At 39.9% G+C, this 15506-nt stretch carries 13 protein-coding genes, 1 pseudogene and 1 other annotated feature; of the genes and pseudogenes, 12 read left to right on the top strand and 2 right to left on the bottom strand.

What is annotated here, in order from left to right:
- Window positions 1-7: 7 nt before the first annotated feature.
- The 9 genes from mnmG to DTK66_RS04195 all read left to right on the top strand — a co-directional run bounded on the left by mnmG (window position 8) and on the right by DTK66_RS04195 (window position 12038).
- Complete coding sequence (gene mnmG / locus DTK66_RS04235; protein WP_191667890.1) at window positions 8-1948, top strand: tRNA uridine-5-carboxymethylaminomethyl(34) synthesis enzyme MnmG; 1941 nt, start codon at window positions 8-10, stop codon at window positions 1946-1948.
- Between the two features lie 209 nt (window positions 1949-2157).
- Window positions 2158-4077, top strand: a complete 1920-nt coding sequence (gene asnB / locus DTK66_RS04230) for an asparagine synthase (glutamine-hydrolyzing) (protein ID WP_191667889.1) — start codon at window positions 2158-2160, stop codon at window positions 4075-4077.
- 102 nt (window positions 4078-4179) lie between these two features.
- The gene (locus DTK66_RS04225; protein WP_191667888.1) at window positions 4180-5730 is read left to right on the top strand and encodes a UDP-N-acetylmuramoyl-L-alanyl-D-glutamate--2,6-diaminopimelate ligase; all 1551 of its coding nucleotides are present in this window, start codon (window positions 4180-4182) and stop codon (window positions 5728-5730) included.
- A 20-nt stretch (window positions 5731-5750) separates the two neighbouring features.
- The gene (locus DTK66_RS04220; RefSeq protein ID WP_191667887.1) at window positions 5751-6995 is read left to right on the top strand and encodes a carboxylate--amine ligase; all 1245 of its coding nucleotides are present in this window, start codon (window positions 5751-5753) and stop codon (window positions 6993-6995) included.
- Between the two features lie 129 nt (window positions 6996-7124).
- Window positions 7125-7730: a signal peptidase I gene (gene lepB, locus DTK66_RS04215; protein ID WP_153931421.1), complete on the top strand. Its 606-nt coding sequence runs from the start codon at window positions 7125-7127 to the stop codon at window positions 7728-7730.
- Between the two features lie 189 nt (window positions 7731-7919).
- A complete protein-coding gene (locus DTK66_RS04210; protein WP_191667886.1) occupies window positions 7920-8783 on the top strand; it encodes an aldo/keto reductase in 864 nt (287 codons plus the stop codon).
- Between the two features lie 75 nt (window positions 8784-8858).
- Window positions 8859-9102: a binding site (T-box leader), on the top strand.
- Entirely contained in the window at window positions 9063-9224 is a 162-nt protein-coding gene (locus DTK66_RS04205) for a hypothetical protein (protein WP_153930912.1), read from the top strand. It overlaps the preceding feature by 40 nt.
- 25 nt (window positions 9225-9249) lie before the next feature.
- Window positions 9250-10194 (top strand): L-lactate dehydrogenase, encoded by a 945-nt coding sequence (locus DTK66_RS04200; protein WP_191667885.1) that lies wholly within the window; start codon window positions 9250-9252, stop codon window positions 10192-10194.
- Window positions 10195-10466: 272 nt separating this feature from the next.
- Window positions 10467-12038 (top strand): amidohydrolase, encoded by a 1572-nt coding sequence (locus DTK66_RS04195; RefSeq protein WP_191667884.1) that lies wholly within the window; start codon window positions 10467-10469, stop codon window positions 12036-12038.
- 43 nt (window positions 12039-12081) lie between these two features.
- Here the strand turns inward: DTK66_RS04195 and DTK66_RS04190 are convergent, their stop codons facing one another.
- On the bottom strand, window positions 12082-13074 hold the full coding sequence (locus tag DTK66_RS04190; protein ID WP_153930915.1) for an NAD(P)H-dependent flavin oxidoreductase: 993 nt from the start codon (window positions 13072-13074) through the stop codon (window positions 12082-12084).
- Window positions 13075-13198: 124 nt separating this feature from the next.
- Between DTK66_RS04190 and DTK66_RS04185 the strand changes: the two genes are divergently transcribed.
- Together DTK66_RS04185 and DTK66_RS04180 are read left to right on the top strand one after the other, a co-directional pair.
- Window positions 13199-14125 carry a LysR family transcriptional regulator gene (locus tag DTK66_RS04185; protein ID WP_191667883.1) on the top strand — a complete coding sequence of 309 codons (927 nt, stop codon included), beginning with the start codon at window positions 13199-13201 and terminating at the stop codon, window positions 14123-14125.
- Between the two features lie 50 nt (window positions 14126-14175).
- On the top strand, window positions 14176-14841 hold the full coding sequence (locus tag DTK66_RS04180; RefSeq protein ID WP_191667882.1) for a glucose-6-phosphate 1-dehydrogenase family protein: 666 nt from the start codon (window positions 14176-14178) through the stop codon (window positions 14839-14841).
- A gap of 21 nt (window positions 14842-14862) precedes the next feature.
- Here the strand turns inward: DTK66_RS04180 and DTK66_RS04175 are convergent, their stop codons facing one another.
- Window positions 14863-15174 carry an MmcQ protein gene (locus DTK66_RS04175; protein ID WP_191667881.1) on the bottom strand — a complete coding sequence of 104 codons (312 nt, stop codon included), beginning with the start codon at window positions 15172-15174 and terminating at the stop codon, window positions 14863-14865.
- Between the two features lie 212 nt (window positions 15175-15386).
- Here DTK66_RS04175 and DTK66_RS10985 point away from each other — a divergent pair.
- Window positions 15387-15506, top strand: a pseudogene (locus tag DTK66_RS10985) (helix-turn-helix domain-containing protein); the annotation flags it as partial.

The raw sequence follows: 15506 nt of genomic DNA, 5'->3' as shown, positions 1-15506 counted from the left end.
AGAAAGAATGAAAAGTTCAGAAGCATTGCAAACATCAGATGCAGTTCAATACGATGCTGGCTCATATGATGTTATTGTAGTTGGTGCAGGACATGCAGGTAGTGAAGCTGCATTAGCTGCTGCCCGCATGGGTAACAAAACTTTATTAGTAACAATCAGCTTAGAAATGGTTGCGTTTATGCCATGTAACCCATCTGTAGGGGGACCAGCAAAAGGGATTGTTGTAAGAGAAATTGATGCCCTTGGTGGTGAAATGGGGCATAACATTGATAAGACCTATATCCAAATGCGGATGCTTAACACCGGAAAGGGACCAGCTGTCCGTGCTTTACGGGCACAAGCAGATAAGCACGCATACCATCGGGCAATGAAACAGACAATTGAAGAAGAACCAAACTTAACTTTACGTCAGGCAACAGTTGATCGATTAATTGTTGAAGATGGTGTTTGCAAGGGAGTTATTACTAACACTGGTGCTCGATATCATGCGAAAACCGTAGTCCTAACAGTTGGAACAGCTGCTCGGGGTAAAATTATTATTGGTGAATTACAATATGAATCAGGCCCTAATAACTCAAAGTCCGCGGTAAAACTTTCTGAAAATCTGGAAGAACTGGGCTTTGACCTTGAGCGGTTTAAAACAGGAACACCACCGCGGGTAAATGGAAATACGATCAATTACGATGAGACGGAGGAACAACCGGGAGACAGAGAACCGCATCATTTTAGTTTTGATACTCCTGATAGTGCTTATATCCCAATTAGCGAACAATTATCTTGTTGGTTAACATATACTAACGAAGGTACGCATGACATTATTCGCGAGAACTTAAAGCGGGCCCCAATGTTTTCTGGAGTAATTAAAGGTGTCGGACCGCGTTATTGTCCATCAATTGAAGATAAAATCGTTCGCTTTGCTGATAAGCCACGCCACCAAGTATTCTTAGAACCAGAGGGGCGAGATACCGATGAATACTATCTTGACGGGATTTCCACATCAATGCCAGAAGAAATTCAACAGAAGATTGTTCATTCGATTAAGGGACTGGAAAAAGCAGAATTAATGCGGCCGGGTTATGCAATTGAATATGATGTGGTAGCTCCTTACCAGTTACATCCAACGCTTGAAACAAAGATTATCAAAAACCTTTACACTGCTGGACAAACAAATGGCTCTTCCGGTTATGAAGAAGCTGCCGGCCAAGGACTTGTAGCCGGAATTAATGCCGGTTTGCGGGCGTTAGGAAAGGAGCCGTTCGTGCTGAAACGGTCTGATGCTTACATTGGTGTTATGATTGATGATTTGGTTACAAAGGGGACTAAAGAGCCATACCGTTTGCTTACAAGCCGAGCGGAGTACCGTTTAATCTTACGGCATGATAATGCAGACTTCCGTTTAATGGAGATGGGGCATAAAATTGGTCTGGTAAGTGCTGAACGTCTTGCAAAAATGGAAGAAAAGAAGCAACAAGTAACAGCCGAGATTCAACGGTTAAAGGATATCAAGCTTAAGCCAAGTGATGAAAAAGTAAATGACTTTATCAAGGCACATGGTGATAACCAATTAAAAGATGGCATTGCGGCAGCGGACCTTTTGAAGCGGCCATACTTTGATTACCAGACGCTTGCAGAATTTATTCCAGCACCGGAGCACGAACTAGACCGACACGTGATTGAACAAGTTGAGATTCAATTAAAGTATGCTGGCTACATCAAAAAAGAGGAAGTAAAAGTAGAACGGATGAAGCGGATGGAAGCAAAGCGGATTCCAGCGGATATTGACTATGATGATATTGATGGCTTAGCCACAGAAGGACGGCAAAAACTTGAAAAAATCCGGCCGGAAACACTAGCTCAAGCTTCGCGAATCAGTGGCGTTAATCCAGCCGATATTGCAATTTTGAGTGTCTATGTTCGCCAAGGGAAGTTTTCAAAGGCTGACAAATAATTTCCCAGGAAATAAAATAATGAGAAGCCCAGAGACTAGCCTATTTCCCAGCCTCGGGCTTTCATTTTGTTATGGTTTTCTTAAGGCAGTGAGTTAATTTACTTAAGTTTTGGATTATATGGTATAATTTAGGTTCGAGTTTTAATAACGAATTTTAATAATAACTATTTTGTGATCCGAAATTTTAGAGAAAGAAGAGGAAATTTATAATGTGTGGGATTGTTGCATTTGTTGATAATGAAAAACCACAAATTAAAGATCAATTAATCAAAAAAATGAAGGACCGGATTATTCACCGGGGACCAGATGCGGAAGGACAATATGTTGATGATGACATTGCTCTTGGCTTTCGGCGCTTAAGTTTTATTGATGTTAAATCAGGTAACCAACCGATCTTTAATGAAGACGATTCAAAAGCAATTGAATTTAACGGTGAGATTTACAACTTTGAAGAACTTCGTGAAGAATTAATTAAAAAGGGTCACACTTTCAGTACTCATGCTGATACTGAAGTAATCTTACACGGATACGAAGAATGGGGTAAGCAAGTTGTCAACAAGCTTCGTGGAATGTTCGCCTTCATTATTTGGGACTTCAAGACCAAGGAAATGTTTGGCGCACGTGACCATTTTGGAATTAAGCCGCTTTATTACGCTAAGATGAATGGCACGTTCTTTGTTGGTTCTGAAATTAAGGCTTTCCTTGATCATCCTAACTTTGATAAACAATTAAACAAGGAAGCCTTAAAGCCATATATGACTTTCCAATACCCTGTTACCCAAGAGACATTCTTTAAAGGGGTCTACCGTCTTCCTGAAGCACATTACTTCACTTATAAAGATGGTCAATTTGAAATGGAACAGTACTGGGATGAAGACTTTGAACCAGAAAATGAGAGTTTTGACGAGGCTGTTGATAAGATTGATAATGTTGTTAAGGACTCTGTTAAGGCTCACACCTATGCTGATAAGGGAATTAAGGTTGGTTCATTCCTCTCGGCAGGGGTTGACTCCAGCCTTGTAACTGCTTTGATGCGGCCTAATAATACTTTCTCAATTGGGTTTGATAGCACTTATGACGAGACAAAGCAGGCTCGTGAGTTAGCGGCTAAGATGAACTTAAAGAATACCGATGAGAAACTTACTAACGAAGAGGCTTTCCACGCTTTCCCATTAATTCAGTATTATTTAGATGAACCCGATTCTAATCCATCGGTGGTACCGTTGTACTTCTTAAATAAACTGGCAAAGGATAATGGCTATAAAGCCCTTCTTTCTGGTGAAGGAGCCGATGAATTATTTGCTGGGTATATTGACTATGGATTTAATACTAAAGTTAAGTTTATTCGGTGGGTCACAGACCAGTTAAAGAAAATGCCACGGGAACGGCGCTATAAATTTGCAGAATGGCTAAAGGGCAAGCAATTCCACGGTCAAGAGCATATGTACCGTAACCTAGCCCCAGCTCGTGATACCTTTATCGGACAGGCATATATTTTTAGTCCGGAAGAAGCGGCTGATTACTTGAAGCCAGAATTTAACTGTGGGCCAACAATTGCCGATATCCTTAATCCACTTTTTGATAAGATGGAAGATAAAGACATTGATGAAGTGGCTAAGAAGCAGTACGTTGACTTGCACCGCTTTATGCCAGGTGACATCTGCTTGAAGGCGGATAAGATGAGTATGGCTAACTCAATCGAAATCCGGGTCCCATTACTTGATAAAGAAGTAATGAAAGTTGCAGAAACTACCCCAACTAAGTATCTCTTTAACTACAAAGATACGAAGTGGGCATTCCGGATGGCAGCTAACCGCCACTTACCAGAAGAATGGGCTACGCGGCCAAAGATGGGCTTCCCTACCCCAGTTCGTGCATGGTTACGGGAAAAGAAATACTATCAAGAAGTTCGTGAATTATTTAAACAAGACTTTGTTAAAGAATTCTTCGATCAAGATAAGCTGCTCAAACTTGCTGATGATAACTTTGCTGGCAAGGTTGATGGACGGCGGAAAATCTGGACAATTTATACTTTCTTAACATGGTACAAATTGTACTTTATTGATAACTTTAATCCAGATGAGTCAGGAATTGATAAGGCTCGGCAAACAGCGACAACAGAAGCATAGTTAAATAATCAAAAGGAGGCTGGAGAGGAGCTTTAGACTCTTCATTGCCTCTTTTTTTAGTGATTACAATAGATATTAGATTAAAGGAGAGTTGTTTCTAAGATGGAATTGCATATTACACCTGCTTTAGCACTATTGCGTGAGCACCATTTATTGGACCATGTTAGTAATTTGACTGATTTTACCGCAACTAACGTGTCTTATGATTCACGAAAAGTAAAATCAGGAACGCTATTCTTTTGTAAAGGTAATTTTTTGCCAAAATATTTAGCATCAGCCAAAGAGAATGGGGCAATCGCCTATGTGGCGGAAAGAGAATACTCAGAAGGTAATGGGATACCAGCAATCATTGTTAAAGATGAGCAAAAGGCGATGGCGCTGCTTGGTGCAGCTTTTTATGGCTATCCACAAAATGACTTGTTTATTATTGCGATTACTGGTACTAAGGGTAAAACGACAACGGCCTACTTTGCTGACCATATTTTAGCGCAGAGTACAGACAAGCATGTTGCCCTCTTCTCAACTCTTGATCGGGTACTTGGTAATCAACCAGAAGATAAGTTTAAATCGGACTTAACAACTCCTGAGTCACTAGATCTCTTTCATGATATGCGGGTAGCGGTTAATAATGGAATGACGCATTTGGTGATGGAAGTTTCCTCACAAGCTTATAAGAAAAATCGGATTTATGGTTTAAAGTATAATGTCGGGATTTTTCTTAATATTTCACCAGATCATATTGGCCGGAACGAACATCCAACTTTTGCGGATTACCTCCATTGCAAAGAACAATTATTGGTAAATTCAGATAAATGTCTAATAAATGCGGAAACAGCCAATTTTATGGATGTTTACTATACCGCAAAAGCCACTACCCAACCAGAAGATATATTCTTATTTGCACGGCGAGGAGCGGAAGTGGTCCTGCCTGATGGTCGGCAAATTGATTTTGAATACCGCAATGACCTTGAAGACTTGCATGAAAGCGAATTTGAACTAACGGCAATGACAGAAAAGGCGAAGCAATTACATTTAGATGGCCGTTTTACTACTAGTGTCCCAGGAGATTACAACGAGGGAAATGCGGTAGCGGCGATAATTGCGAGCGGCTTGGCAGGAGCAAAAGCGACCGATGCGGTTGAAACTCTTAACCACGTGCATATTCGTGGACGGATGGAAATGATTAACAGTCACGAACATGGGACAATTTATGTTGATTACGCCCATAATTATGCTAGCCTTAAACGGTTATTAGCCTTTTTAAAGCGTCAAACAAATGCGGGTAAAGTAACGGTTGTCCTAGGCGCGACTGGTGATAAAGGAATTTCCCGTCGCCCGGGATTTGGTAAAGCGTTGACGGAAGAACAGCCTGATGAGGTTATCTTAACGACGGATGATCCAGGATATGAGGATCCAATGAAAATTGCCCGGGAAATAGACTCGTATATTGATCACGATAAGGTAAAAAATATCCAATTTGAAATGGATCGAGAAACAGCAATAAAAAAGGCAATTGACGATAGTAAAAATAATGATATTGTAGTTCTTGCGGGGAAAGGGGAAGATCCGTACCAAAAGATTAAGGGGAAAGATACTCCTTACCCAACAGATGTAAAAATTGCTTGTGAGTATATTAATGAGCTTGAAAAATAAATGAAGAGGAGTGGAATCCAATGAGCGAGCAACCTTTTGTTCCATTGATTCTTGGGAGTGATTTTAATGCGTATGGGATGGCACGGTCGATGTATGAAAAATATGGAATTAAGTCCCAATTATATGCGCGCCAACCATTAGCTCCTACACGGTATTCAAAAATTGTTGAATTGCATTATAATGCAGAGCTGCAATCGCCAGAAGTGTTTACTAAGACCTTGATTGAGGCGGCAGATGAATTTGCTAAGCAAGGCAAAAAGACGGTTCTGATTAGTTGTGGAGATGACTATACTGAATTAGTTGCTAAGAATCGTAAAGAGTTATCAAAGCACATGTTCTGCCCGTATGCTGATTACGATGAAGTCGCAACACTAACCGATAAAGAGAAATTTTATAATGTTTGTGAGAAGTATGGACTACCTTATCCGAAAACCGATATTTTAAAACCAGATCTTGATTATAAGCAGTACAAATCACCATTTGATTTTCCGATTGCACTTAAGGCAGCCGATGCAGTGCAATGGCATAAGGGAAACTTTGCGGGGTATGAAAAAGCTTATATTATTAAAACGCCAGAACGGTTAGCAGAAGTTCTAGAAACCATTTATGAGCATAGTCCTTACAAGGGTGATTTAGTATTACAAGAGTTTATCCCTGGGGATGATAGTAATATGCGCACCATTAACTGCTATGTTGATAAGGACCATAAAGTAAAAATGATGTGCCTCGGTCACCCGCTCCTTGAAGATTGTAATCCTGCTAATGTTGGTAACTATGTTGCTATTATGCCAGCCTATGACCAGCAAATCTATGATAATATCAAAAACTTTTTAGAAAGTATTGAATTTACCGGATTTGTTAATTTTGATTTAAAATATGACCGTCGTGATAAGCAATTTAAAGTGTTTGACCTTAACCCACGGCAAGGGCGGAGTAGCTTCTTCGTTTCATTGAATGGCTACCAACTTGCGACTTTCCCAGTTGAAGATTATGTTTTTGATAACTTAAAGGACCAGGACACAATCTACGGAAATAAAGACCAAAGTCAATATAAGTTATGGTTAGGGGTTTCTAAGAAAACGTTCTTGCAGTATGCAAAGGATAATGAAATTAAGCAACAAGCTGAAGAGCTTATCAAAGAAGGCCGCTATGGGACAACATTTCACTATGATAAGGATATGAACTTTATGCGGTGGTTAATGGAGCAGCGGATTAATCATAACTACCAAAAGAATTTTGAAAAGTTCTTTGTAGAAAAGAAGTAGATTGCTTAAAACTTTCCCGTTCTAATTCCAAATGTGAAAATAATTTATTATTTGTTATAAAAAACTTTCCAGCTTTCGTTACTAGTTGTATGATTAATACTAGTTAAGTAAAGAAATTGAGGAATTATAATGAAAGCATTTCGTGAAGCGATGAGTTGGATTATTCCCATTTTAATTGGGTTAATAATCGCGCTAGTAATTAAACAGTTCTTTTTCCAGATTGTCCGCGTTGATGGGCCATCAATGCAACCAAATTTGCAAAATAATGAACGGGTATTTTGCTTGAAGAGGGCCAAAATCCACCATGGAAGTGTTATTGTATTTGATGCTAATGGTGTTGACCCACAGGTGTCGGTAAAGACTGACTATGTTAAGCGGGTTATTGGTCTTCCAGGTGATACTGTTAGTTCAAAGAATGGAAATATCTATGTTAATGGTAAGAAGATCAATCAAGACTATATCAGCAAGAGTCAGCGGACGACGGGCACGGGGAATTGGACATTGCGGAGTGTCTCAGTTCAAAATAGTTGGCTGAAGAACAGTGGTGCCACCAAAGTGCCAAAGGGCGAATACTTTGTTCTTGGTGATCATCGGAGTGTCTCTAACGATGGTCGTTATTGGGGCTTTGTTCCTAAGAGTAAAGTTGATGGAGTTGTAAAAGTTCCATCATGGGCTGGGACAAAGACAACACGTGAAAACGTCAATAAAGAGTGGCAACACTTTTATGATAAATAGTAAAAAGCAGTAGCATGAGTAAATTATGTTACTGCTTTTTTATATGGATTTTAACTTGCTGAATATAGTAATCCAGTAGTATGTTAGCTGCAAATAATGGCTTTGTAAGGCTTACTATTTTACATTCATTACAAAAGTAGCGACAATAGTTTTGTAGGTGAAACTTTGGTCGTGAAAGGATGGATATAAATGATTTTGGATGAAACAATTACGTTAAATAGCGGTGTAACAATTCCTAAGTTTGCCCTCGGAACTTGGATGATTGACGATGCTAAAGTCGCTGAAGCTGTCCGTAATGCAGTTAAAATCGGATATCGTCACGTGGATACAGCACAAGCTTATGGCAATGAACGCGGTGTTGGTGAAGGAGTGCGGACGGCTGATATTGACCGTGATCAAATTTTTGTGACTTCTAAGATTGCAGCGGAACATAAAGATTATGATGTCACAAAAAAGTCTATTGACGAAACGCTTGAAAAGATGGGGCTTGACTATATCGATATGATGATTATCCATAGTCCGCAACCATGGAAAGAAGTTAACCAGTCTGATAATCGCTACTTAGAAGGCAATTTAGCTGCTTGGCGGGCAATGGAAGATGCGGTTAGCGAAGGAAAGATTCGGACAATTGGTGTTTCTAACTTTAATGAGTCTGATCTAGAAAACATTATTAAGAATAGCGATACGGTTCCAGCTGTTGACCAAGTATTAGCGCATATTGGCCATACGCCATTTAACCTGCTTAGTTTTGCACGAAACCATGATATTGCGATTGAAGCTTATTCGCCAGTTGCTCATGGTGCTGCTTTAGATAATCCAGTGATTGAAAAGATGGCGAAAAAGTATAATGTTTCTGTTCCACAATTATGTATTCGGTATGATTGGCAACTAGGAATGATTGTTTTACCAAAGACTGCTAACCCACAGCACATGAAGGAAAATGCTGAGATTGACTTTGAAATTTCTGAGGCAGATATGGACCTGTTGCGGCGGGTAAAGCCATTGGACTATGGGGATGCAGATGTATTTCCTGTTTATGGTGGCAAAATGTAATTCTAATTAAATTTTAATTTTACTATTGATTTTATGAGAAATTGTGATAACCTACTAAGTAATCAATTGAAATAAATAAAAACATTGACCGAGATAAGCTGGTAACATTTGATTCAGAGAGCCGATGGTTGCTGAAAGTCGGTAGAAAATGTTCCCTAAGCTAATCCCTCGTGAGTTGTATTTCGAAAATTAATTTTAGTAGAATGTACTGGTAGCACCCATTATCGTGCCTGCTAATTGTTACTATTAGTAACTGTTGGTGAGAGGCAGCGATATGCTGTGAAGAAAGGTGGTACCATGCTAAAGAGGCATCCTTTTAGTTCCGATAACGGAGCTAGGGGATGCTTTTATTATTTTATGCCATTAAAGGTGGTGATGGGTATGGCAGATAGTGACATTATTGCGATTAAAATTTTATTAGAAAAGAAAGAGAAAACATAAAAATAATTGAAAGGGAGTTTTTTATATGACAAGAAAAGTAGCAGTAGTTGGAATGGGCCATGTTGGTGCAACAGTTGCACATTATTTAGTAGCTGGTGGTTTTACTGATGATTTAGCATTATTTGATACGAATGAAGATAAAGTAAAGGCAGATGCGCTTGATTTCCGAGATGCGATGGCGAATTTACCATTCCACACTAATTTAACAGTAAACGATGATTCACAATTTGCGGATTGTGACGTAGTAGTTTCCGCACTTGGAAAATCTAAACTTGTCGATACTCCTGACCATGATCGATTTGCCGAATTTAAGTTTACGCGAACGCAGGTGCCGTTGGTTGCTCAAAGACTAGTTGATAATGGTTTTCATGGCAAACTCGTTGTAGTGACTAATCCATGTGACGTAATTACTTCAATGTATCAAAAATATACCGGCTTACCTAAAAATCACGTGATGGGGACTGGTACTCTGCTTGATTCAGCACGGATGAGGGCGTGTGTTGGCGAAGCATTAAATGTTGATTCGCGATCAGTTGTTGGTTTTAATTTAGGTGAACATGGGAATTCACAATTTACCGCGTGGTCAACGGTACGTGTTCTTGGAAAACAGGTCTTAGATTTAGCAGAAGAACGCAACTTAGACTTAGCCAATATGGAGGAACGCGCTCGCCAAGGTGGTTACTTAGTTTATAAAGGAAAGAAATATACTAACTATGGGGTCGCAACGGCCGCTGTTCGCTTAGTTAATGCGGTCTTGAGCGATTCACGAACGGAAATGCCAGTTTCTAACTACCGCGAAGAATATGGAACTTACTTATCCTATCCTGCTGTTGTAGGGCGTGATGGCGTAGTTGAACAACTCCAATTAGATTTGACGGATGTTGAAAAAGAAAAACTTGCTACTTCAGCCAAATATATCAAGGACCGGCTGAAGAGTGAAGAAGAACGCTTAGCAGAAAATGAGGCGTAAAATAGCAAATAATTATTGGAACTTAAAAAGGGCCGGTGAAAGAATTAACTTTTTCACCAGCTCTTTTTTTAGTTAACAATATTTAATGGCTGTTGGTCTGTAAAAACTCGCATCAGGTTATCTTTATAACAATTAATCGATTTAAGACAATTTATAACTATTAGTTAATGAACTGACAGTTATAAATTGTTTTTTATTATTTTTTAAAAGCGGTTTCATTTATGTAGAGGGAGCAGTAGGATAATAAATATAAATACGAAGGAGCTAGGATTATGACCCAAACATTTATTAACGGTAAAATCTTTGTTGGTAATAACGAAAACCACTTTGTTAACAGCATGATTATTGAAGATGGCAAGGTTAAACGAATCGGGAATGGTTTGCCGAGTGAAGGTGAGGTAATCGATCTTCAAGGACAAACGGTTCTTCCAGGATTAATAGATTGTCATACTCATCCTAAATATATTGCGGATGCCTTACATGGGGTTGCCTGTACACCGCCAAATGTTAATAGCATCAAGGAAATGCAAGCAGCACTCCGTAATTCCCCGGCATATGGTCAAGGCGCAGATGTTTGGATTGAAGGATGGGGATTTGACGAAACCAAGTTAGCAGAACACCGAAGTCCTAACCGCGATGATCTCGATGCCGTTTCAACAACCCAGCCAATCTTTATCTATCGGTCTGATTGCCATTCTTCAGTTGGTAATTCTAAGGCGCTGGAACTGGCGGGTATCGATGCGGATACGCCTGATCCAGTTGGCGGAAAGATTGAACGGTTTGCCGATGGACGGCCAACCGGATTTATGCGTGAGGTTGCGGCATCGCAATTACTTATTCGTGCTAAGTCCGCCCAGAGCTATGAAAATGACGTTACTAATATGGTTAATAGTTCTGACCACTATCTTAAAGAGGGAATTGTTGCAATTGGTGAAATGATGGGTCGGATGAAGCCATATACGTCTTTGCGGTTATACCAAGATGCGGTCAAGCAAGGTTTTGCACCGAAAGCTTCGATTTACTATGTTTTTGATGAAATTGATCCGCAGGTTGGCTTACAACCAAGCGGGGATGAAAAACTCCGCGTTGCGGGAATTAAGGTATTTATGGATGGTAGCATTTCTGGGGAAACAGCCTATAATTATGACCCATATCCATCAGGGAAAATGGGAGTTAGTCTGACTTCGGTGGAAAAACTCCAACGGGCTGTCGAAATGGCACGGCAGAACAAACTGCAACTAGCTGTACATGCGATGGGTGATAAAGCCATTCAAACCGTTATTGATGTAACTAAGGATCTTGAACCGTGGCTGACAACAATGCCATCAGTACGGATTGAACATGCATCTTTAATGACTGATCAAATGTTTGCAGAAATTGCTAAGAGCAAAATGAACTATGCGTTAGTTACCCAACCAATCTTTTTCTTCGCGGAAGATGAATCCTATCGTCACTATCTTTCACCGGCACAATTTAAACTAGCTTATCGGGTTAAAACAATGTTAAATTCTAAAGCTATCCTTGGCCTAAGTTCAGATGCGCCGTGCACCCCGTGGGCAGAACCTGATAGTCCGTTTTATAGTATTTATGCGGCGGTAACGAGGAAGGCAGCAAACGGTGATGTTGTTAATTCTGAAGAAGCGATTACTGTTCCGCAAGTTGTACTGGGCTACACTCGTGATGGTGCTAAGATTGGTGGCTTTGATGATAATGGAACACTAGAACCTGGAAAAGCTGCCGACTTTGTTATCTTGACGGCGGATATTTTTACGGTTCCAGATGAGCAATTAAAAGATGTTCATGTTAAAGAAACATGGATGGCGGGACAACGGGTTATGGGATAAAGTTAGAAAAAGGCCATTCAGCGCAAAACTGAGTGGCCTTTATTTAACGTTGGTTTTCAGGAACACCGGTATATAATTTGTCGATAACTTGACTAACTGTCGTGATTTTCTTGATAAACGACATCCCTAAGCCAAATGAAGCGTACCCATGATTAAGATCACCGCGAAGCATTCCTTCCCGCATCCCACCGTAACGTCCTGCTAATTGCCAAACTTCTTGATGGGTTGCACCTTCATTACTTAATTGCTCAAGCTCATTCGGTAGTTTGCCTGGAATTGAGCGGTAAAATTGTGGCTCAGCGTTGAACAGTACTTCGTCATAAGCGTCATATTCGGTAAGCGCTTCTTTGATATTGTCAGCCATCGGCGATTCCTCAGTTGCAAGGAAGGCGGTTCCGACAAAAATGCCTTCTGCACCGAGGGCAAAGGCAGCCTTGGTAGTGCGCTCATCAACGATACCGCCAGCAGCCATTACCGGCACCCGTCCAGCAACAATGTCAGCAACATAAGGAATTGCGGAAAATGTTCCAACTGCTTTAGCCGGAATGGTTCCCCCTTCATCAAAGCCCGTGGCCACCAGGACATCGACCCCTTTTTCAGCCGCTTCATTGACAATGGTTTTGGTTGGTGTTGCCGGGCGGAAGACAATTTTAATATTGTTCTCTTTGAGCATGGTGAACCACTTATCAACGTATCGGGTCGAATTAATAACGGCTACTGGAACCTGTTCTTCAATCATTAACTTAATTAAGGGCAATGCATGCCGATCTTTTTCAGGGTTATCTTTAAAGACTAAGTTTAAGCCAAATGGTTTATCGGTTAACTTTTTAGTTAGCTGGATTTGTTCGCGCATGTGGGCGAGGGTAAGTGCTGAATTATGGTTTGTGGGTTCATATTGTCCAGCACTAATGCCGAGAACACCAAGTCCGCCGGCATTAGAAACAGCTGCTACAAAATTAGCATTCGTTAGCCAAAACATCGGACCTTGAATGATCGGCTTTTCAATGTTTAATGCTTGGGTAATCCGGTTAGTCATAATAATGCCTCCATAACTAATTTAGTATGTTTTATTCTTTACATCTTTTATTTTTATCCTAATAATAGGGAATGTAAAATACTTGTTTATCTATGAATTATTACGATTTAGTTATGGTGATTGAATGAATAGTTTGGAAAAGAAAATTCAAATTTTGGAAAATGTTAATACTAGTGAGACGATTACAAAGCTGGCTGCTAAGCTATATCTAAGTCAGCCGTATGTTAGTCGGCTTCTCAAAGAAATGGAAACAGAATACGGGCTAACATTAGTTGATCGACAGGACAAGCCGATTAGCTTGACGAATGCCGGAAGGATTGTGCTCAATGATTTAAGGCAAATTCAAAATGCCCAAATCCAAATGAACCAGAATTTAGCTAATCTTCAGCGGATCAGCAGTCATGAAATAACGATTGTTTTGAACTCGTCCATTTGTGAGGCGGATATTGTTGATCTGACGACCGACTTAATTGATCATTTCCCGCAAATTAAGTTTAATTTTATTATCAATGGCATGAAACCGCGCGAAGTAGATCTAATCAATAAGAATATCGATATCTTGATTGGTCCCAAGTGGAATAATCAGCTGTTTGATATTAAGTTTGTCGAGTTGAACCAACTTGCCCTGTTAATTCCGCCATCGTGTTCTCTTTACCAGCCAGGGCGTCTTTATTGCCCGTTTTCGGAAAATAATTTAACGGTACTCAACAATATTAATTACGTCGAAGCTAATGATAATGCTTATCTCCAAAAGCGAGTGAACCATTTTCTGGCGGATAATTGTATCCGGATCAATAAATTAGCAACGGTGTCCTCAATTCGCTTAGCAACAAAATTAGCGATTAGAGAAAAGGCAACAACTATCACAACCGATAAGATCGTTCAACATGCCTTAGGCGAAAGGGGAGATTATAACTTGATGCTTTTTCCGAAGTCAGCGTTAAATTTGGAAGTAGCGATTTCAATGCGTCGTGATGCTACTGAAGAAGTGCAGGTAGCATATAATTATTTATATGAGCAATTAAGGAAACTACCGCTTACTGAGAATTAAATTATATAAAATTATGCTATTCTTTATAGTAAAAAAGGACGAGATTAGAAATGACAGCACTAACTGAAGAAATGTTTGCAATCTTTGACCAACCAGAATTCTCTTTTAAAAAGATTAAAGCGACTCGTTCACCGCAAGAAGTAGACGCATTGAAGGCCCAATTTAAAAATGTCTGGAATATCTGGAAAACGGTTAATCAGGCAGTTGCTCAGCAATTACCAGCGGGAAAGTTTGCAAAAGTTCATGTTGAGAGTTGGACAAACGGCTGGAATCTTCGTGACCATTATTGGGCATCATATCGATTAACCGCACTTGAAGATTGCAACCCATGTATTGGCGTGATGCTAGATAAGAAGCAACTGCAGGTTTATTTGATGTTTCAGCATTACAAAAGTGAAAAACGCCGAGGTACACCCAACAAATATAATGCTTTGCTAAGAGAAGTTCCAAAATGGGCAAAAACAATTTCCATGGATCATTGGTATCTTTGGGATAAAGATGAGATGGAGTTTACTGACCATATGCCCGTGGCTGAATATTTGAGTAATCCACAACGCCAAAAAGAATTTAATAAGGAAGCACAAAAAACGAGTTTTCTTCTAGGAAAATTTGCTTTCCGCGGAAAAAATCATGTTGATAGGATGGAAGACTATATCGTAACGGTAATTAATGAGTTAATGCCACTATATGAAAAATTAGAAAAAGCGGGTTTGTAACAATGATAGCTACAAACTCGCTTATTTTTCGAGAAAGCTAAGTAGGTCAGCTGGCACATGGCGAGGGCCCTGAACAGAGGAGACCCCATGCTGTTTGATGAATGCGAGGGTAAATTGGTCATGATTATACTCTTTTTCTAGCTGGAGGCGCATAACCTGTTGGATCTTTAATTGTGAACTTTCGTATTGGTAGGGGATGTTGATTTCAGTTACCCGGCACTGATAAATAATTGCTTTGATTGGGGCGGCAACATAAAGAAAAACAGTGTCGCCAATCCTAATATTAGTTGATTGTTTCCAAGTAATAGTATCGGTATTAACAAAGGCATGCATGATGTCGTAGTACTTTGGGTTAGCAGGGACAATCCATGCTCGCGGCTTGGTTAGGATCTGCCGACTAGCCTTTATTAACCGAAAAAGTTCTTTATCAGTAAGAGTATCGTCGAGAGTGACATTCAGCCAATTTTCCTTCTTAAAGGACTATAATGCCCTCTGAGTATACAGATGAAATAGAAAATTCATCTTATACTCGGAGGGCTTTTTCTATGGGAAGAAAATCTAAATACTCAGCAGAGGAAAAACTCTTAATCCTCAATGAAGTTTTACGAAATGGAATCCATAAGGTAATAACTAAGTACAAGATTAGCCAAAAAACTATCAGGCGG

This window comes from Limosilactobacillus walteri, assembly GCF_014830205.1.
GTDB lineage: Bacteria > Bacillota > Bacilli > Lactobacillales > Lactobacillaceae > Limosilactobacillus > Limosilactobacillus walteri.
Note: the sequence above shows the minus strand (reverse complement) of the source record. Positions and strands in the feature narration are given on the sequence as shown.